Below are 17,053 nucleotides of genomic sequence, written 5' to 3'. Positions count from 1 at the left end.
GAGTGTTGAGCTCCAATGCGCCGCTCAAGCCGCCGTTGCTTCGAGCGCTATCAATTCTTCGATGCGCTGCCTGCGCCGGATCAGCCGCGCGTTGCCGCGCTCGATCAGCACCTCGGGCGCGAGCGGCCGGCTGTTGTAGTTCGATGACATCGACGCGCCGTACGCGCCTGTGTCATGGAACACGAGCAGGTCGCCCACTCGAGGCGCGGGCATCGACCGGCTCGTGACGACACCGCCTTGCGCCTGCGTGAACACGTCGCCGGCTTCGCACAGTGGCCCCGCCACGCTGAACGAGCCGGCCGGCGCATCGCTCGGCGTGCCGTTGCGCCGAAGCACGCTGATCTCGTGATAACTGCCGTAGTACGACGGCCGCACCAGGTCGTTGAAGCCCGCATCGAGCAACGCGAATTGCCGCGACGGCCGCCGGTTCAGCGCGTGCACTTCGGCGACGAGTACACCTGCCTGCGCGACCAGAAAGCGCCCCGGTTCGATTTCGAGTCGCACGCGATGCCCGACGCGTGCTTCGATGCGGCGCCGCGCGTCGTCCCACAGCCGGAAATAATGCGCGGTATCGACACTCAGCTCGCCATCGCGATACGGCACCGACAAACCACCACCCGCGGAAATCGCCTCGATATCCTGATCGAGTTGCGACACCGCATCGACCATCGCATCGCACACTTTCGCGAGATGCGCGTAATCGACACCCGAGCCGATATGCATGTGCAGCCCGACGAGCTTCAGCCGATAGCGCCGCACCAGTTCGAGCGCGCGTGGCAGGTCATCGCGCCAGATGCCGTGCTTGCTGTGCTCGCCGCCTGTGTTGGTCTTGCTGCTGTGGCCGTGACCGAAGCCGGGATTGATCCGCAGCCACACGCGATGGCCTTCGCTCGCGTGTCTCCCGAGCCGTTCGAGCATGTCGGGCGAGCCGGCGTTGACCGTGATTCGCTCGTCGAGCACGGTGGCCAGCGTCGCGTGGTCGAGCACGTCGGCGGTGAAGACGACGCCTTCGGGCCCACCGTTCGATGCGGGTTGAGCCGCATAGCCCGCGGCAAAACTGCGCGCGAGTTCACCCAAAGAGACCGCATCGACCATCACGCCTTCGTCGCGCATCAGCTTCAGGATGTGCACGTTCGAGCAGGCCTTCTGCGCGTAGCGGATCGTGTCGAAACTGCGCAACTGCGCGATGCGCTGGCGGATCGTGTCGGCGTCATAGACCCATAGCGGCGTGCCGTGCTGGCGCGCGAGGTCGGCGAGTTGACGGGAGTCGAATGGCGTCATGGTCGGTTGCATGTCGAAGCTTTGCGAAAGCGATAGCCGACATGATGATCCGTGGCGATCATTCAGTAAAATACCAATCTATTGCTCGCCTATTCACTTTTGATATAGCACGGACCCACCATGGCGCTCACGCACCGGCACATCGAAATCTTCCGCGCGCTGATGACGGCCGGCAGCGTGACCAAGGCAGCCGAGATGCTGTTCACGTCGCAGCCCACCGTAAGCCGCGAACTTGCGCGCATGGAACAGAGCATCGGCTTCGCGTTGTTCGAGCGAGTGCAGGGCCGGCTGCGTCCCACGCAATCCGCGCTGACGCTGTTCGACGAGATCAAGCGCGCGTATGTCGGGCTCGAACGCGTCGCGTCGACGGCGGCCGCGCTGCGCGAATTCAAGGGTGGCCAGCTGTCCGTGATTGCGCTGCCGGTGTTTTCGCATTCGATCCTGCCGGGCGCCGTCAAACGCTTTCACGATGTGCAGCGGGGCGTCAGCGTATCGATCGCGACGCAGGAGTCGCCGTTTCTCGAAGAATGGCTGAGCGCGCAGCGCTACGACCTCGGCCTCACCGAGCACGACGCGCCGCCGCCCGGCACGCGGCTCACGCCGCTCATCGCCGTCGATGAAGTGTGTGTGCTGCCCGACGCTCACCCGCTGCTCGCGAAACGCGTGATCGCATTGAAAGATTTCGCCGATCAGGCGTTCATCAGCCTGTCCGCGAACGATCCATACCGGCTGCAAATCGACGAAGCGTTCGCGCGAGCCGGCATCGCGCGCCGCCTGCTGATCGAAACGCCGACCGCGGTGTCCGTGTGCAGCTTCGTGCGGCAAGGGCTCGGCATTGCGATCGTCAATCCGCTGACCGCGCTCGATTTCGCGGGCCACAATTTGCATATCCGGCCGCTCGCGTCGTCGCTGCCGTTTCGCGTCAGCGTGATCCGTCCCGAGCACCGGCCCGCGCATCCGCTCGCGGACGCGTTCGTCGGCGCGCTGCAAAGCGAAGCCGCCGCGCTGCGGCTACAATTGAAGCGCCACACCAGCCCCAAGCGGTCATCGCATTCATAGCAGTCACGGCGGCGTCCCCCGCTTCATCGCCGGGCGAATCCGCGCAGCGCCACGCGCGTTCGCGCGGGGCCACCGCCCGAACCGTCCGCCGCGCGAACCGGGCACGCTTCGAGCTGACATCACCCGCATACCGATTACCGACGCGCCGCGCGTCTGCGCCGCATCGGGGCGCCGTTGTTAGCGCCGTTTTCCAGTCTTCACGTCATAGACCCTCAACAGGAGTGTTCCAAATGATGAATCGAGACAATCCCGTCTGGCTGATCACAGGCTGTTCCACCGGCTTCGGCCGCGAACTCGCGAAGCTCGTGCTCGAACGCGGCTGGCGCGCGGTCGTCACCGCGCGCGATGCATCGAAAGTGAAGGACATCGCAGAGGGGCACGGCGAGCGCGCGCTGGTGCTGCCGCTCGACGTGACCAATCGCGCGCAGATAGAAACCGTGGTCGCGCAGGCGAAGCGCCATTTCGGCCGCGTCGACGCGCTCGTCAACAACGCGGGCTACGGTTATCTGGCCGCGATCGAGGAAGGCGAGGACAGCGAAGTCCGCGCGATGTTCGAGACCAACGTGTTCGGCCTCGTCGACATCACGAAGGCCGTGCTGCCGATCATGCGTGAGCAGCGCAGCGGTTTGATCGTCAACGTGTCGTCGATTGGCGGGATTGCGAGTTTCGCGGCGACCGGCTACTACCATGCGACGAAGTACGCAGTGGAAGGGCTGTCGGAATCGCTCGCGCTGGAAGTGAAACCACTCGGCATCGGCGTGCTGATCGTCGAGCCTGGGCCGTTTCGCACCAACTGGGCGGGTCCGTCGATCAAGCAGTCGGCAACGTTGATCGACGACTATGCGTCGACCGCCGGCGAGCGCCGCAAACAGACCGAAGCGCGCAGCGGCAAGCAAGCCGGCGACCCGGTGCGAGCCGCGCAGGCGATCATCGATGCGGCGTTGTCGGACGCGCCGCCGCTGCGTCTGCTGCTCGGCAAGACCGCGCTCGATCTCGCGTACAGGAAGCTCGACTTTCTGCGCGGCGATTTCGACACCTGGCGAGCGACGAGCGAGGGGGCGGATTATCCGGAAGGGACGGCGTAGAGCGGGTTTATCAGGCGAGCCTCGGCCCGCCGCTTAAAACTCCACCAGCGCAAAATCTTCCTTGCCCACATCGCACAGCGGGCAGCGCCAGTCGGCCGGCACATCGGCCCAGCGCGTGCCCGGCGCGATGCCCTCTTCCGGCACGCCGGCGGCTTCGTCGTAGACCCAGCCGCAGATCACGCAGACCCATTGCTTGAAGTCGTCGGCTGTGGCGACGTTCGCGGCCGACGGCGCATCGGGCGTACCAGTCGCAGCGGCATCCGCCGCGCACGTGCGCGCCGTCGCATCGAGGCTCACGACGAGCGGCGCGACCGTGCCGCTACCGGTTCCCGCGAGCCGCGCCTTCAGGCTGTCGAGCAGGCGCTGCGCTTCGTCGCGGGTCAGATCGATCCAGTACGGATCGCCGGCGCCGTCGTTGAGCCGCTCGGGGGAAAACTGGATTTCTACGGCTACGCCCTTCTTGTACATGGCAATCAAAAATCTCGAGAAAGCCGGCGACGCGCGCCGGCACAAGGCTGCCCGCGCGACGCGGGCGCTGCTTCAGTGCGCGTGGACCAGCAGATTCAGCGCGATCGAGGCGATCAGGCCAGCGGCGCCGATCAGGCCAAGCAACTGCAGCAGAGTGAGGGATTTACGCGAGTTGGTGGGGGTTTGTTGCGTGGTCACGAGCGAGTCTTGAAGTTCGGAAAAAGCGCAATGGTACACGGGTGCGGACGCGACGAATGTCGATTGGCGCAAACTCGCGCGCAATCAAAGTACCGGGCGATATTATCGCCGCTCGCGCGCCGCGCATTGTCTACCGTGGGGAGATGGATTAATTCCCGGCGAGGGGGAAAGCCGTGGCGGGATGGGGTGCGCGGCGCCGGTGAACACACCCGCGCCGCGTCGCGCTCAGGTCTTGGCGAGCGGATCGCCGTGACGCGAATCCCAGAAACGGATCACCGCCGTATCGCCGGTGCCCGCGCCGACCACCTGGTCCGGCGCGCCGCACTCGCGCAGCAGCGCGCGCAAGTCGTTGATGACCGGGAACACCTCGTGATTCCAGTCCGCTCCCTGCGAATCGTGGGCGCGCTGCTCCGCCTCGACGATCTCGCGATCCTCCTTGAAAATGCGCTCGGTGAACCACACCAGCAGCGGCCATGCGAGATTCATCACACCGGGAATGCCGGGCTTGCGGATCGACAGCAGCCCGAACGTTCGGTTGGTGCGCTGCTCGCGGTCGAGCGGCACATAGACGATCCACAGGTCCATCACCAGCGTCTGCTCGTCGTTGCGGATTTGCAGCGTCTGGAACGGGTATTCGGTGCGGATCGTCATGACGTCTTTGTCGCCGGAGCCACCGGTCTTGCGCCTCTCGCCGAACACCATCGCCTCGCCTAGCGGCTGCTGCCCCTCCATGCGCGCAAACGTGTAGTCGACCTCGACCCAGCCCTCACCGCGCCGCCGCCCGAGCGAACGCGCGCGCATGCGCCCCATCTGGCGGCGATGCAGGAACTGATGATTCATGTCCATCAGGTTCTCGTGCATGAACGAATAATGACACTTGACCGGACGGCCGAAACGACGCGTCTTGTACTTCGGGTCGGACACCGAGCGAAAGCCCGGCAACGGCCGCTCCTCCGCGAGCGCGGCGTCGCCGGGAAACACGAAGATCAGTCCCTCCACTTCCTGACACGGATACGAGCGCACACCGTTCGGTAGACGCTCGCGGCCGAGGTACGGCACGTCGATGCACTTGCCCGAGCAGTCGTAGGTCCAGCCGTGATAGCCGCAGCGAATCGATTCGCCGTCGACCACGCCCTGATGCAGCGGCACCTGCCGATGCGCGCAGCGATCTTCCAGCGCGAACACTTTGCCGCTCCCGGTGCGCGCGAGCACGATCGGATCGCCGGCGAAGGTCACGCCGAGCGTCTTGCCGCGCTTCACTTCATGCGACCACGCGAGTGGGTACCAGTAATCCGGATGAATGGCGACGCGGCGCAGATCGCGCACCGGCGCCTCGTGAGTGGCTTGAGCAGGCGCGGCAGCGAGCGTTGCGCCTGCGGATTCCTGTTCCTGTTCGAGCGGGGGAACTGCATGCATAGGTCAAGCCTCCGTGCACCAGCGGATGGAAGGTTGCCGCGCTGCATGGCAGTGCGGCATCTTCATCAGTCTACTTGATGCAGCCGTCGCATGGCACTTTCGCCGGCATGCGCGATGCATCGCAGCACACATTGCGCAGCAGCGCGCATCAGGGTGAACGAGCTACCTTTACCACACCCGCCCTACAGAAACATTGACCTGCACTTCGAGCTGCTCAATCCTCGTCGACCGCGACGAGCCCGGAGCGCCGTTGCACGCCCCACGCGCGGCCGCCGCGCAGAAAATGCAGCCAGCCGAGCGCGGCGCCCAGGTGACGCGCGAGCTGGAACGTGAACGGCTCCGCAACGGCCGCGAGCATCGCCATGCCGAGACTGTTGCCACTGCGCTCGCCGGTCCAGCGCCGGTAGAGATGGATGCTCCACAGGTAAAACGCCAGATCGATCGCCGTTTTCAGGCCGATCACGCTAAAGATCGACACGACGATCGCCCCGTGTCCGCCGAACAGAAAACCGAGTAGCAATGCGAATGCCGTGAGGCCGTAGATCGGCTGCATCGTGTCGACCGCCTTGACCGGCAGCATCAGCATGCCGAGCGTACCGTAGCGCGGATTGCCGGTCATGTCGCGGTTCCAGTACTGGGTCTGCAGGAAGCCCGCGAACCAGCGGCGGCGCTGGCGCAGAAAGCTTGCGAGGGTGTCGGGCGCATCGGTGCGCGCATGCGCTTCGCCGACCACGCGCACGTCCCAGCCGAGCTCGTGATCCACCGAATAGCGGCGCAGCCGGTGAATCAGTTCGTAATCCTCGACCAGACACTGCGGATCGAAGCCGCCGACCGCGACGAGCGCATCGCGCCGGAACGACGCGAATGCGCCCGAGATCAGCAGCAGGCTGTCCGCGCGCATCCACGCGAAACGCGCGATGAAGTTGCGCATGTACTCGTAGGTCTGGAACCACTGGAACACGCGGCCCGACAGCGACTTGCCACAGACCGGCACGAGAATGCCCGCTGCCGCGACGAGCGACGGCTCGCTCGCGAACGCGGCGCGCATCGCGTAGGTGGCGTCGTCGTCGAGCAGCGTGTCGGCGTCGACGGTCATCACGGTGTCGGTCGTCATCACGGTGATCGCGGCGTTCAGCGCGCGGGCCTTGCCGCCGTGCGACACGCGCAGCCAGAACAGGTTCGGATGCAGCGAGCTCGGCGCGCTCAGCACGCCATCGGCGGCGGGCGTGAGGCCGAAGCGTTGCGTGAGCAGCTCGGCGGTGGCGTCGGTGGAGCCGTCGTCGGCGATCACGATCTGCGCGGGGCCGTGCGTTTGCCGCAGCAGCGCGGCGAGCGTGACCGGCAACACGGCCGCCTCGTTACGCGACGCGACGATGACACCCATGCCCGGCAACTCGCGCCGTTCGTGGTCGGCTTCGAGCGGCGCCGCGCGGCGCCTGAGCGGCAACGACTTCCACGTGACGAACGCGAGCAGCAACGTGTCATATACGACATACGCAATACCGGTCGACCACGCGAGCGCGCCACGCAGAAAGAATGCTCGCGCGAACAGCAGTGCCCACAGCACGACGACGCTGGAATGGATCAGCGTGCTCGATAGCGTCGCGCGACGCGGCAGAATGCGCGGCGACGCGACAGCGAATGCCTGTTCTAGTGTCCTGAGTTAGAAGTTCGTTGAATCAATTCTCTGTTCTTTCCGGAATGACAAAGTGCTGATTAAAAAGTCGCTCGGACTCGCGCAGTCCTTCTTCCGTAAAGATCACGGACTTCGTCTTGTTGACTGGGTCTTCGATGAGGCCTCGTTCATGGAGCCGGTTCAGCACATCCCAGTCGAAGCCCTTCCATGCACGGTATCGGTCATGCAGGGTCAGGTAGAGGAGCGCGAGGGAAACTTCATCAATTGCGTCGGTATTGATATTCATGATGCTCCTGCCGCAGCCTTGCGGACGCGCACACAAAACCGTTCGAGGCTGGCCAGGATCTCATCGGCCGACTTGCTCCAGACAAACGGTTTGGGGTTCGCGTTATAGACATCCAGATAATGACGGATCGCGTCTTCGAGTTGACGTGTCGACCGATGCGTACCGCGTCGAAGGTATTTTTCAGTGAGCGCGGCAAACCATCGTTCGACCTGGTTAAGCCACGACGCCGAGGTGGGTGTGAAGTGAACATGGAAGCGAGGATGACGAGCGAACCAGGCTTTGATCGAGGGCGTTTTGTGCGTGCCATAGTTGTCCATTACCAGATGCACCTCCAGGTAAGACGGCACGCTGGCTTCGATGGTGCGCAGAAAGCGCACAAATTCGCTGCTGCGATGGCGCCGATGTACCTCGCCGATTACTTCACCAGTAGCGATGTCCAGCGCCGCGAACAGGGTGGTCGTACCGTGGCGCATGTAATCGTGGGTACGTCGCTCAGGGATGCCGGGTGCCAACGGCAACATGGGTTGCGTGCGATCGAGCGCCTGAATCTGGCTCTTCTCGTCCACGCACAGCACCATGGCCTTGAGCGGCGGGTCCAGGTAAAGCCCGACGATATCCCGCACCTTGTCGACGAACATCGGATCGCTGGAGAGCTTGAACGTCTCCTGCCGATGCGGTTGCAAGCCAAAAGCACGCCAGATTCGTGTGACCGCTGTCTGCGACAATTTCATTTCGCGAGCCATCGTGCGCGTGCTCCAGTGAGTCGCTCCGACAGGCACGGACTCGAGCGTCTTCGCGATGACCGCATCGACGCGCGCGTCATCAATCGTCCTCGGTGCGCCGGGCCGTGGTGCATCAAGCAGGCCGTCCACACGATGGCTCACGAATCGCGCCCGCCACTTCGAAACCGTTTGCTGTGTGACCCGCTGTTTCGCCGCAACTGTCTTGTTGTCCATGCCATCGGCACAGGCCAACACGATGCGCGCCCGCAATGCCAGGGCCTGCGCGGTCTTGCGTCGCATCGTCAGCGCTTGCAGGTCTTCGCGCTCCGAATCGCTCAGCACGAGTTCCCCTTTGGACCGTCCACTCATCGTTGCCTCCGCGTATCAAGTGCTACACAGGACACTTTAGTACGTGATCGGCATCATTCAATGAATTTTTAACTCAGGACACTAGGGTCTTCTTCAAGGTGAGTGTTTCAGGGTGAGTGTTTCAGGTTCAGCTAGGTTGCGGTTAGTTGGCGAAGCTGTGTTCGCGCGCCATCAAAAACACGCCGCGGCTTCACGGCGTCATGCGCTTCAACACCGATTTGCGATCGAGCCACTCATGCTTGAGCGCGCCGCCGACATGCATCGCCAGCAACGCATAGAGCGCATAACCGAGCCACGCATGCAGCGCGCCGAAGCGATCGTGCAACGTCTCTTTCAGTGTCGGGTCGAGATGCATCACATAGCCGATGCGCGGCCATTGGAACAGGCCGAACCAATGCATCGGATGCGTGGCCGCGTCTTTCCACGCGGAATCGTGCAGCCAGCCGGACAGCGGCAACGCAATCATCAGCAAATACAGCGCGAAGTGCGCGAGGTGCGCGGCAATCTTTTCCCACGACGGAAACTCGCGCGGCAACGGCGGCGGCTTGTGCGACACGCGCCACAGGATGCGCAGCAGCGCGAGCCCGAGCACCGTGATGCCGATCGATTTGTGCGTGTCGATCACCGGACGCACCCAGTCGTCGGGCAGCGAATCGGCGGACAGAGCGAGCACGACATTGACGCACATCAGCAACGCGATCAGCCAGTGCAGCGTCATCGCGGTGCGCGTATAGCGCGGCGGGCGAGAGGCATCGGTCGAATCGGTCAGGGAATTCGCTTGGGTGTTCACGGGGGTTCCGTTCGCGAGGGCGATGAATGCCGCGAAAGCTGTTTGAAAATCGACGCTACCGGTATCAGGCAAACGCCCAAGTGTGCCGTTTTATTCCGCAAAGCGCTTAACCTGCGTGTTTCAGTTTGTTTCGGGCTTTGGAGGCACGACCCGCGTGCAAATCGCACTCGCGTGGCTGCTTTTTAGCTGGTGTTTTGGCCCATGTTCTGGCTGGCGTCCCGCAGATCAGCGCGGGACGCCCGGCAGCATCGAGTTCACCTTGCGCTTGCGCGCGTTCGAGCCGTCGCTCGAACGCGGTGTCGAACGTGACCAGGCCAGGCGCGATGTAGCGATCAAGCGTGTCCGATTTCTATCCGATCAATTCGCCAGCGCCCTTTTGAGCGCCTTCTGGTCACGTTCGAGCTGCATTCTCATGTGCCGCATGAACTGCCTCGCGGTTTCCGTGAGTGGGGTACCAGGGCGAAACACCAGCACTCCTGTGAACATTACCTCGATGTCGATCGGCTTCACGACGAGTCCCCGCTCTGCGAAGTCCAACGTCACGAGCGGATGAGCGATTCCTATACCGACTCCCGCGAGCGCCAGTTCGCAGATCGTGTGCGAATACGGCGTCTCGACGACCGGTTTGAGACGGATTTCGCGTGCCGTGAGTTGCGTTTCCAGGCGTAGCCTTGTGCTGTCTTCGGGATTCAGCGCGATGAAAGGAAATTCAGGCAGGTCCGCAACAGCGATGACAGGACGCGCGGCCAAAGGATGATGTGAGTTCATCACTGCGACAGCCCGCATACGCGCGAACACCGAGTGTTCGAGGCCGGCCATCGACATCTCGTCGGACATCAGGCCGAAATCCACCTGTCCAGCCGAGACCTTCTCATGCACTTCGCGCGAACTCATCACCTGTAGCGAAATTTGCACGTTTCTGGACGGGGCATCGAACGCCGCAATGACACGTGGCAGAAAGCCTGTGCCCAGTGCCGGCAGAGAGGCGATCGCCATCCGGCCCAATCCGTAGGACCGCAAACTACGGATTCGATGCTCGATGACCTCGAATCCGCGAAAGTACTGGTCAACCTCACGCATCAGGGCGACGGCTTCCTGGGTGGGAACGAGCCGGCTGCGTATCCGCTCGAACAGGCCGAAGTCCGCCATGGTTTCCAGACGCCTGATGGCCTGACTGACAGCCGGTTGCGAAATGCCGAGCAGGGCCGCCGCCTTGCTCGTGCTTCCTGCGTTCATGACCGCCCTGAACACTTCAATATCCCTGATTCGCATAACCTAGACTTATTGACCTAATTATTTCCGATGTTGATGCAATCCCGGGTAAAAGTAAACTTCGACCGTCAATCCACCATGAGGCATCGCCGGGAGCAAGATGACAAGCAATCCCCAGAAAGCGCCGCAGCCGTTCCGCAGCCTGTCCCCATCCGTCATGCGGGCATCGACAGTTGTATTCGATTCTCTGGCCGAGTTTTCGCGCCGCAAGGAGCGGCAACCGGACGGTTACAGCTATGGCATCACCGGAACGCCAACGGCTCGTGAACTGGAACACCGCATCGCCGAGCTCGAAGGTGGCGCGCATTGCGTGGTGACGCCTTCCGGTCAATCCGCGCTGATGACGACCGTGATGGGCTTCGTGCGCGGCGGCGATCACCTGCTGGTGTCCGCTGCCTGCTACGGCGCGCTCAAGACATTCGCGCATAAGTGGCTGGCGCACTTCGACGTCGAGGTCGAACTGTATCCGCCGGCAATCGGGGCTGCGATTCAAAAGTACATCAAGCCCAACACCCGCATGATCTGCATGGAGTCGCCGGGGACGGTGACGATGGAGATGCCCGACATTCCAGCGATCGTCGAAGTCGCGAAACGTCACGGCGTATTGACGATGATGGACAACACCTGGGCAAGCCCGCTCGCTTTCAAACCGCTCGAACATGGTGTGGATTTCAGCGTCGAAGCCGCGACGAAATTTTTTGGTGGTCATTCGGATCTACTGGCGGGCTGCATCAGCATGAACGACGCGGATTACTACGCGACCTTGCGCGAGACGCAGAGCGTTCTCGGCCAGCAGACCAGCCCTGATGACTGCTTCCTCGTCATGCGCGGCCTGCAAACCCTGAAGGTCCGCTTCGCTGCCCAGAGCGCCTCAACGCTGCAGATTGCGAGGGAACTCGAACGTCACCCGGAAGTGAGCAAGGTGCTGTTCCCGGCACTGCCGTCCGATGCCGGTCATGCCATCTGGAAGCGGGATTTTGCGAGCAGCGGGTGTCTCTTCTCCCTGATCCTCCAGCCCGCGGCGGAGGACGCGTTCAACGCATTCTTCGATACGCTCCAGTATTTCCCCATCGGGGCGAGCTGGGGAGGCGTGCATAGCCTCGCTGCCTACTACCCGGCCCCGTTGCAGGCCGAGCGTGCGTTCCCGCTTACCGACCAGCCTATCGTGCGCCTTTCGATCGGGTTGGAGGACCCGGCGATGCTGCTTGCGGATCTGAATGCCGGTCTTGACGCATTCGGACGCGCCCGGGCAACCGCTGCGTAGATTTTTTAATTCAACTTACCTGGATGAGTGAGTACGAGATGAAATCAATCAAGAGATGGAGACGCTTTGTCACGGTAGCGAGTTTCATGACGCTTTCCGCGGCATTCAGTTCACCCGCTACTGTGCAGGCAGCGGATCTTCTCGCGCAGGTGAAGGCGAATGGCACATTGCGCGTGGCCAACACCCAGAGTAGTCCCCCATGGAGCATGCTTGACGAAAACAATCAACCTGTCGGCTACGACGTTGCAATTGCAAAGGAAGTCGGCAAGCGCATTGGCGTGCCGAACGTAGTATTCGTCGCCGATTCGTTCAAGAACTTCGTGGAAGGGTTGAAGACGGGCAAGTACGACCTCGTGATGAACGATCTCACACCTACACCTGAACGGCAACAACAGGTTGATTTCGGCGAACCATACGGCGTGGAGGATTTCCGCATTTTCGTACCCGCCGGCAATACAGACATCAAGGGCAAGGAAACCCTTAAAGGCAAGCGAGTGGGAGTGGTCACTGGCTCGAGCAATGAAACATGGGCACGAGCACACCTGCATGACTCCGACATCCGTTCGTACGATAACGGGGGACTCGTCTTCAGCGATCTGGGCAATGGACGTATCGACGCAGTCATCATCTCGCACTTCGGCGGCATGAAGTACGCCAACGTCAACCATTTACCGGTCAAGGAAGTGGGCGAACCGTTGATCTACCAGCTATCAGCGCCGGCTTTGCAGAAAGGCCAACCGGCCCTGCTCGCAGCGGTCGATAAGGCGATTGCAGACATGATGGCTGACGGGACGATCGAGGCCATTGCCAGGAAGTGGGTCGGGCGGGATTACGATATGGCCGGCACGATCACCAAAGCGAAGGCACACAAGGAGTAGTCATGCTCGAGCTTTTCATGCGCTCGCTTCCGCTGTTAAAGAGTGCGGTGCTGATGACACTCTTTCTCGGTTTGTTGTCGTTTGTGCTCGGTTCGACGCTAGGGTTGCTGGTCGCCTTGGCTCGTATCTCCAGCATAGGTGCGCTACGCGCCTTCGCATTCGCATATGTATCCATCTTCCGTGGCACGCCGCTGCTCGTGCAGATACTGCTGATCTATTTCGGTTTGCCCCGGTACGGTCTGACACTTGACCCGGTTCCCGCCGCGCTCCTCGCGCTCACGCTGTTTTCGGCCGCGTATCTGAGCGAGAACTTCCGTTCCGGCATCAACGCGGTGGACAAGGGCCAGTGGGAAGCTGCGATGTCGCTGGGCATGGGTTACTGGAAAGCCATGTCGCGGGTTATTCTTCCCCAAGGACTACGCATCGCCATTCCGCCTGTCGGCAGCCGCATGATTGCACTCATCAAAGATACATCCCTCGCTTCGACAATTACGGTGGTAGAACTGACCCGCGTCGCCGACCAGGTCGGCGCCTCCACCTTCCGCTACATGGAAATGTTCCTGATGGTCGGCCTGATCTACTGGGGCATCAACCAGATTCTCACGATAGTCCAGACCGTCCTCGAGAATCGCATTTCGAGGCGTTTTGTATGAATACTGATATCAGGACGATTGAAGTCCGTGGACTTTCGAAGGCATTTGGCGACAACCATGTCTTGCGCGGCGTCGATTTCAGCGTATCGAAAGGCGAGGTTGTCGTTGTAATGGGTCCCTCCGGGTCGGGCAAGACCACGCTGCTGCGCTCGCTGAACTTCCTCGAGCTACCGGATGCCGGCAGCGTGACAGTATGCGGCATTGATGTCGAATGCAACGGTTTGTCAAAACCGTCACGCCAGAATCAGAAGAAGATCCGCGCGATCCGCCAGCGCACCGCGATGGTGTTCCAGTCGTTCAACCTCTTTCCGCACAGGACAGCACTGGAAAACGTGATGGAAGGTCCGGTCAGCGTCAAGGGTGTCCCTCGTGCGCAAGCGTCGGAGCGCGCAATTCACCTGCTGACACAGGTTGGCCTGGCCGCAAAAGCCAACGAATATCCGGCACGGCTGTCCGGCGGTCAGAAGCAGCGCGTAGCGATCGCGCGGGCGCTCGCGATGGATCCAGAGGTCATCTTCTTCGACGAGCCCACGTCTGCTCTCGATCCAGCGCTGCGGGAGGATGTCCTGACCGTCATGCGCGACGTTGCCAAAGCGGGCATGACGATGCTGATCGTCACGCACGAAGTGCGGTTTGCGCGAGATGTAGCGGATCGGGTTGTTTTTATGGACGGCGGCGTGGTTGCCGAAGACACGACACCGCAAGCCTTCTTTGGTGAAGGCAGCAGTCCACGGGTAAGGCAGTTTCTGCATCTGATCGAGACCTGAGTATTGAGCACGCCGCGACACCGCCTTGAATCACGCGTAGGGCTTCCGTTGCAAAAGCGTTGGCGGAAGAGTTCGTGCTTTATCGCGAGGAGCAGGAGAGGCGGAAAGCGTCGGCGACGTAACACAGCCCGCTAGCTCAACCGCAAACTCCGCAATACGTCGAGCACATACTGAGTCGGACGCTCCACGGTACCCGCGCGAAAGGCCAGGCCCAGCTGTCGCCATAACGCAGGGCGCAGCGCACGTGTGACGATGCGCGCGTCGGCCGACGAGCGGCTCGGTTCCTGCGGCAGCAGCGCGGCGCCGTATCCCGCTGCCACGAGACTCTTGATCGCATCCGAGTAGTTGAGCTGGATGCGCGGCGTGGGGTGCTGCCCCGCCGCGCTGAACCATTCCGTCGTCAAACGCGAAAGCCGCGTGGTCGCGTCGTTCAGAATCAGCGGCTTCGCGGCGATCCATTGCGGCGTGATGCGAGCTGGACACGTCCACCCCGCCGGCATGAACGCGACCACCGGATCGCGGCGCCATGTTTCGATCGATAGCCCTCGTAGCGGCGCTTGCGGCAGCGCCACGATGCCCACGTCGAGCGACTCCTGGGCGAGTCGCGTCAGCGTTTCCTGCGAAGTCAGCACGGCGATTTGCACATCGATGCCGGGATGCCCGGCGGCCAGTCCCTCCAACGCCTGCGGCAGCAGATTCGCGATGGCCGCGGTGGAGGCGCCGAGCCGAACCCGTCCGCCGAGCCCTTCCACCTGTCGCCGCACGTCCTCCAGTGCCTGCTCGGCATTGGCCAGCATCTGACGCGCATAGGCCACCAGCGTCTCGCCGATCGCCGAGGCCCGCACCTGACCGCGTTTGCGCGACAACAGCGGCGCGCCGACGCGGCTCTCGAGATCCGCGATATGCAGACTGACCGTGGGCGGCGCGAGATGCAGAACGCGAGCGGCCTCGGCGAAAGAGCCGAGGTCGGCGACGACGACAAGGGTGCGCAGGCGGTCGAGACTGATTTCTCTCATCGGAATGGGAATCGGAATGGCATTGGTCAGAAAAGCTGAATCACATGGTCAGTAAACTCAACTTTTCCAATCTTACGTGCAGATGGAAGATGGTGGCGCTGGTTTTTTCAACGCTCACCATCGGGGCCATTGGCATGAACTCACCTTCAACCAGAAGTGGCGAGCCGCAGGAGGCTTCGCATCGGCTAGACGCAATATCGGACGACGCCAGGTCGTTACTGCTCGGGCTCGTCTTTACAGGCGTCGTGCTGGCTTTCGCCGTGATGGCGATGATCTGGACGGCGTCTCGCCCCCCGCTGAAAGGCAAGGACTGCTCCGGCCGCCTCGCAAACGACGAGCATGCGAGCTTCGTCGCGTTCTTCCAGGACCCGGCAGACCAGGGCGCCTTGCTGCGGTCGATCGAGGACTGCGCGAAATGAGCCTCGTTGCGGCGGGATAGCGCGCCCGTCGGCCGCGCCATCCCACACCCCCGCCAGGGACTATCCCACTTCCTGCCATACCACGGGCACAATACCCGGCGATAATGCCGGGGGCATTCGCGCCTTTTCCGTTCGATATCCGAACGCATCGATGCCCGCGCCGCCAGTGTTCCCTTTCGATGCACCCATGAGCCACGCCACCGCCGACCACCCCGCTTCCGCCGACTCCGCCCCGAACTCGCCGCGCTTCCTGCTATTCCTGATCTGCCTGTTCGCGTCCGCCGGACAGCTCGCCATCGACATCTACGTGCCCGCGCTGCCCGCGATGGCGCGCTACTTCGGCACCTCGCCGCAAGCGATCCAGACCAGCGTCACCGGCTACATGGTCGCCTACGCGTTCGGTCAGCTGATCTTCGGTCCGATCGCCGACGCGTATGGCCGCAAGCGCGTGCTCGCGTTCGGTCTGACGGTCTACACGGTCGGCTGCCTGCTGTCGCTCGCGGCGCCCAATCTCGAGACGTTCATCCTCGCCCGCGCACTGCAGGGCTTCGGCATCGCGAGCACGAACCTGCTGGCGAAAGCGATCATCACCGATTCGTTCGCGGGTCAGGCCTTGCTGCATGCGTTCACGTACATGTCGATCGCGTGGGGGCTCGCGCCGATCGTCGCGCCGGTGATCGGCGCGCATCTGCAGACCGCGTTCGGCTGGCGCGCGTGCCTCGTGTTTCTGCTGATCTATTCGCTGGTGATGTGGGCGCTGCTGTGGCGTTATCGCGAGACCTTGCCGAAGCCCGTCCATCTCGAACCGCGCACGCTGACCGCGAACGCGCGCAAAGTGCTCGCGAGCCCCGTGTTCCAGAGCTGCTTCCTCGCGCAGGGCCTGTGCTACAGCATCCTGCTGGTGTTCAACATCGTCGGGCCGTTCATGGTGCAGACCACGCTGCACAAGCCGCCGACCTTCTTCGGCTACCTCGCGCTCGGCATCGGCATGATGTACTTCCTTGGCGGTCTGTCGAATCGCCTGCACGGTCCGGGCCTGCCGAGCGCCGAGCAGCGGCTGCGCATCGGCGCACGGCTGATGGCGGCCGCGTCGCTTGCGATGCTGCTGCTCGCGCTGACGGTCGGTCTGCGCGTGTGGACGCTCGCGACGCCTGTGCTCGTGATGGGCTTCTGCGCCGGCGCGATGTATCCGACGCTGATGGCGAAGGGCAACTCGCTGTTCCCGCACATCGCGGGTCTGACGAGCGCGATTCTCGGCTGCGCGCTGCTGCTGGTTTCATCGGCGATGATGGGGTTGGCCGGCTTCGTGTCGGTGCAGGTGCTCACACCGCTCGCGCTGTTCTTCGTGGTCCTCGCGTTCGTCGTCGTCGTGATGGTGACGAAGCTGCTGCGCCATCTCGAGCAGGTACAGCCTGCGGCCGCGGCGAGCGCGAGCGGCAAGGCAGCGTGAGCCGGCACATGAGCTCGACCGAAC

General features: G+C 62.7%; 18 protein-coding genes. 8 read left to right on the top strand and 10 right to left on the bottom strand.

From position 1 onward, the window contains the following. Nucleotides 1-24 precede the first annotated feature (24 nt). Entirely contained in the window at nt 25-1,281 is a 1,257-nt protein-coding gene (gene lysA, locus OKW35_RS19825) for a diaminopimelate decarboxylase (RefSeq protein WP_262419881.1), read from the bottom strand. Between the two features lie 120 nt (nt 1,282-1,401). Between lysA and OKW35_RS19820 the strand changes: the two genes are divergently transcribed. Continuing rightward, nucleotides 1,402-2,340: a LysR family transcriptional regulator gene (locus OKW35_RS19820; protein ID WP_429552928.1), complete on the top strand. Its 939-nt coding sequence runs from the start codon at nt 1,402-1,404 to the stop codon at nt 2,338-2,340. Nucleotides 2,341-2,570: 230 nt separating this feature from the next. Beyond that, nucleotides 2,571-3,425, top strand: a complete 855-nt coding sequence (locus OKW35_RS19815) for an oxidoreductase (protein WP_429403929.1) — start codon at nt 2,571-2,573, stop codon at nt 3,423-3,425. A gap of 33 nt (nt 3,426-3,458) precedes the next feature. Here the strand turns inward: OKW35_RS19815 and OKW35_RS19810 are convergent, their stop codons facing one another. From OKW35_RS19810 to OKW35_RS19775, 8 genes are all read right to left on the bottom strand, one after another. Then, nucleotides 3,459-3,893 carry a rubredoxin gene (locus OKW35_RS19810; protein ID WP_184030601.1) on the bottom strand — a complete coding sequence of 145 codons (435 nt, stop codon included), beginning with the start codon at nt 3,891-3,893 and terminating at the stop codon, nt 3,459-3,461. Between the two features lie 72 nt (nt 3,894-3,965). Then, the gene (locus OKW35_RS19805) at nt 3,966-4,091 is read right to left on the bottom strand and encodes a hypothetical protein (RefSeq protein ID WP_260327592.1); all 126 of its coding nucleotides are present in this window, start codon (nt 4,089-4,091) and stop codon (nt 3,966-3,968) included. A 225-nt stretch (nt 4,092-4,316) separates the two neighbouring features. After that, nucleotides 4,317-5,507 carry a Rieske 2Fe-2S domain-containing protein gene (locus tag OKW35_RS19800; RefSeq protein ID WP_429364705.1) on the bottom strand — a complete coding sequence of 397 codons (1,191 nt, stop codon included), beginning with the start codon at nt 5,505-5,507 and terminating at the stop codon, nt 4,317-4,319. A 214-nt stretch (nt 5,508-5,721) separates the two neighbouring features. Next, nucleotides 5,722-7,128: a glycosyltransferase family 2 protein gene (locus OKW35_RS19795; RefSeq protein WP_429553811.1), complete on the bottom strand. Its 1,407-nt coding sequence runs from the start codon at nt 7,126-7,128 to the stop codon at nt 5,722-5,724. A gap of 58 nt (nt 7,129-7,186) precedes the next feature. After that, nucleotides 7,187-7,429: a DUF6429 family protein gene (locus OKW35_RS19790; RefSeq protein ID WP_090812276.1), complete on the bottom strand. Its 243-nt coding sequence runs from the start codon at nt 7,427-7,429 to the stop codon at nt 7,187-7,189. Next, nucleotides 7,426-8,520, bottom strand: coding sequence for an IS630 family transposase (locus OKW35_RS19785; RefSeq protein ID WP_184069115.1), 1,095 nt, complete (start codon nt 8,518-8,520; stop codon nt 7,426-7,428). Before OKW35_RS19785 ends, OKW35_RS19790 begins: the two co-directional genes overlap by 4 nt. Before the next feature lie 190 nt (nt 8,521-8,710). Further along, complete coding sequence (locus OKW35_RS19780) at nt 8,711-9,310, bottom strand: cytochrome b (RefSeq protein WP_429552927.1); 600 nt, start codon at nt 9,308-9,310, stop codon at nt 8,711-8,713. 357 nt (nt 9,311-9,667) lie between these two features. Further along, on the bottom strand, nt 9,668-10,582 hold the full coding sequence (locus tag OKW35_RS19775; protein ID WP_429552926.1) for a LysR substrate-binding domain-containing protein: 915 nt from the start codon (nt 10,580-10,582) through the stop codon (nt 9,668-9,670). A 100-nt stretch (nt 10,583-10,682) separates the two neighbouring features. Between OKW35_RS19775 and metC the strand changes: the two genes are divergently transcribed. Genes metC through OKW35_RS19755 form a run of 4 tightly spaced genes read left to right on the top strand, consistent with a single transcriptional unit; the run spans nt 10,683 to nt 14,144 of the window. Continuing rightward, a complete protein-coding gene (gene metC, locus OKW35_RS19770; RefSeq protein ID WP_187630028.1) occupies nt 10,683-11,846 on the top strand; it encodes a cystathionine beta-lyase in 1,164 nt (387 codons plus the stop codon). Between the two features lie 38 nt (nt 11,847-11,884). Beyond that, nucleotides 11,885-12,724: an ABC transporter substrate-binding protein gene (locus tag OKW35_RS19765; RefSeq protein ID WP_429552925.1), complete on the top strand. Its 840-nt coding sequence runs from the start codon at nt 11,885-11,887 to the stop codon at nt 12,722-12,724. A gap of 2 nt (nt 12,725-12,726) precedes the next feature. Further along, nucleotides 12,727-13,377 carry an amino acid ABC transporter permease gene (locus tag OKW35_RS19760; RefSeq protein WP_184057818.1) on the top strand — a complete coding sequence of 217 codons (651 nt, stop codon included), beginning with the start codon at nt 12,727-12,729 and terminating at the stop codon, nt 13,375-13,377. Beyond that, nucleotides 13,374-14,144, top strand: coding sequence for an amino acid ABC transporter ATP-binding protein (locus OKW35_RS19755; protein WP_429403923.1), 771 nt, complete (start codon nt 13,374-13,376; stop codon nt 14,142-14,144). The genes OKW35_RS19760 and OKW35_RS19755 overlap by 4 nt, the downstream gene beginning before the upstream one ends. A gap of 131 nt (nt 14,145-14,275) precedes the next feature. Here the strand turns inward: OKW35_RS19755 and OKW35_RS19750 are convergent, their stop codons facing one another. Then, complete coding sequence (locus tag OKW35_RS19750; RefSeq protein ID WP_429352802.1) at nt 14,276-15,160, bottom strand: LysR family transcriptional regulator; 885 nt, start codon at nt 15,158-15,160, stop codon at nt 14,276-14,278. A gap of 44 nt (nt 15,161-15,204) precedes the next feature. On the opposite strand from OKW35_RS19750, the gene OKW35_RS19745 reads away from it, so the two are divergent. Together OKW35_RS19745 and OKW35_RS19740 are read left to right on the top strand one after the other, a co-directional pair. Further along, nucleotides 15,205-15,579 carry a hypothetical protein gene (locus tag OKW35_RS19745; RefSeq protein ID WP_429552924.1) on the top strand — a complete coding sequence of 125 codons (375 nt, stop codon included), beginning with the start codon at nt 15,205-15,207 and terminating at the stop codon, nt 15,577-15,579. 187 nt (nt 15,580-15,766) lie between these two features. Further along, nucleotides 15,767-17,029: a multidrug effflux MFS transporter gene (locus OKW35_RS19740; RefSeq protein WP_184030682.1), complete on the top strand. Its 1,263-nt coding sequence runs from the start codon at nt 15,767-15,769 to the stop codon at nt 17,027-17,029. The last annotated feature ends 24 nt before the right edge of the window (nt 17,030-17,053 follow it).

This window comes from Paraburkholderia sp. MM5477-R1 (genome assembly GCF_050436385.1).
GTDB lineage: Bacteria > Pseudomonadota > Gammaproteobacteria > Burkholderiales > Burkholderiaceae > Paraburkholderia > Paraburkholderia tuberum.
The sequence above is the reverse complement of the archived record's forward strand: the minus strand, read 5'-3'. Positions and strand labels throughout refer to the sequence as shown.

What these genes read in the sequence shown, in the direction of transcription:
- OKW35_RS19740 (WP_184030682.1), top strand. Translation starts at nt 15,767, where the DNA reads ATGAGCCACGCCACCGCCGACCACCCCGCTTCCGCCGACTCCGCCCCG.
- OKW35_RS19745 (WP_429552924.1), top strand. Translation starts at nt 15,205, where the DNA reads ATGGTCAGTAAACTCAACTTTTCCAATCTTACGTGCAGATGGAAGATG.
- OKW35_RS19815 (WP_429403929.1), top strand. Translation starts at nt 2,571, where the DNA reads ATGATGAATCGAGACAATCCCGTCTGGCTGATCACAGGCTGTTCCACC.
- OKW35_RS19790 (WP_090812276.1), bottom strand. Translation starts at nt 7,429, where the DNA reads ATGAATATCAATACCGACGCAATTGATGAAGTTTCCCTCGCGCTCCTC.
- OKW35_RS19750 (WP_429352802.1), bottom strand. Translation starts at nt 15,160, where the DNA reads ATGAGAGAAATCAGTCTCGACCGCCTGCGCACCCTTGTCGTCGTCGCC.
- OKW35_RS19820 (WP_429552928.1), top strand. Translation starts at nt 1,402, where the DNA reads ATGGCGCTCACGCACCGGCACATCGAAATCTTCCGCGCGCTGATGACG.
- lysA (WP_262419881.1), bottom strand. Translation starts at nt 1,281, where the DNA reads ATGACGCCATTCGACTCCCGTCAACTCGCCGACCTCGCGCGCCAGCAC.
- OKW35_RS19775 (WP_429552926.1), bottom strand. Translation starts at nt 10,582, where the DNA reads ATGCGAATCAGGGATATTGAAGTGTTCAGGGCGGTCATGAACGCAGGA.
- OKW35_RS19810 (WP_184030601.1), bottom strand. Translation starts at nt 3,893, where the DNA reads ATGTACAAGAAGGGCGTAGCCGTAGAAATCCAGTTTTCCCCCGAGCGG.
- OKW35_RS19755 (WP_429403923.1), top strand. Translation starts at nt 13,374, where the DNA reads ATGAATACTGATATCAGGACGATTGAAGTCCGTGGACTTTCGAAGGCA.
- metC (WP_187630028.1), top strand. Translation starts at nt 10,683, where the DNA reads ATGACAAGCAATCCCCAGAAAGCGCCGCAGCCGTTCCGCAGCCTGTCC.
- OKW35_RS19785 (WP_184069115.1), bottom strand. Translation starts at nt 8,520, where the DNA reads ATGAGTGGACGGTCCAAAGGGGAACTCGTGCTGAGCGATTCGGAGCGC.
- OKW35_RS19765 (WP_429552925.1), top strand. Translation starts at nt 11,885, where the DNA reads ATGAAATCAATCAAGAGATGGAGACGCTTTGTCACGGTAGCGAGTTTC.
- OKW35_RS19760 (WP_184057818.1), top strand. Translation starts at nt 12,727, where the DNA reads ATGCTCGAGCTTTTCATGCGCTCGCTTCCGCTGTTAAAGAGTGCGGTG.
- OKW35_RS19800 (WP_429364705.1), bottom strand. Translation starts at nt 5,507, where the DNA reads ATGCATGCAGTTCCCCCGCTCGAACAGGAACAGGAATCCGCAGGCGCA.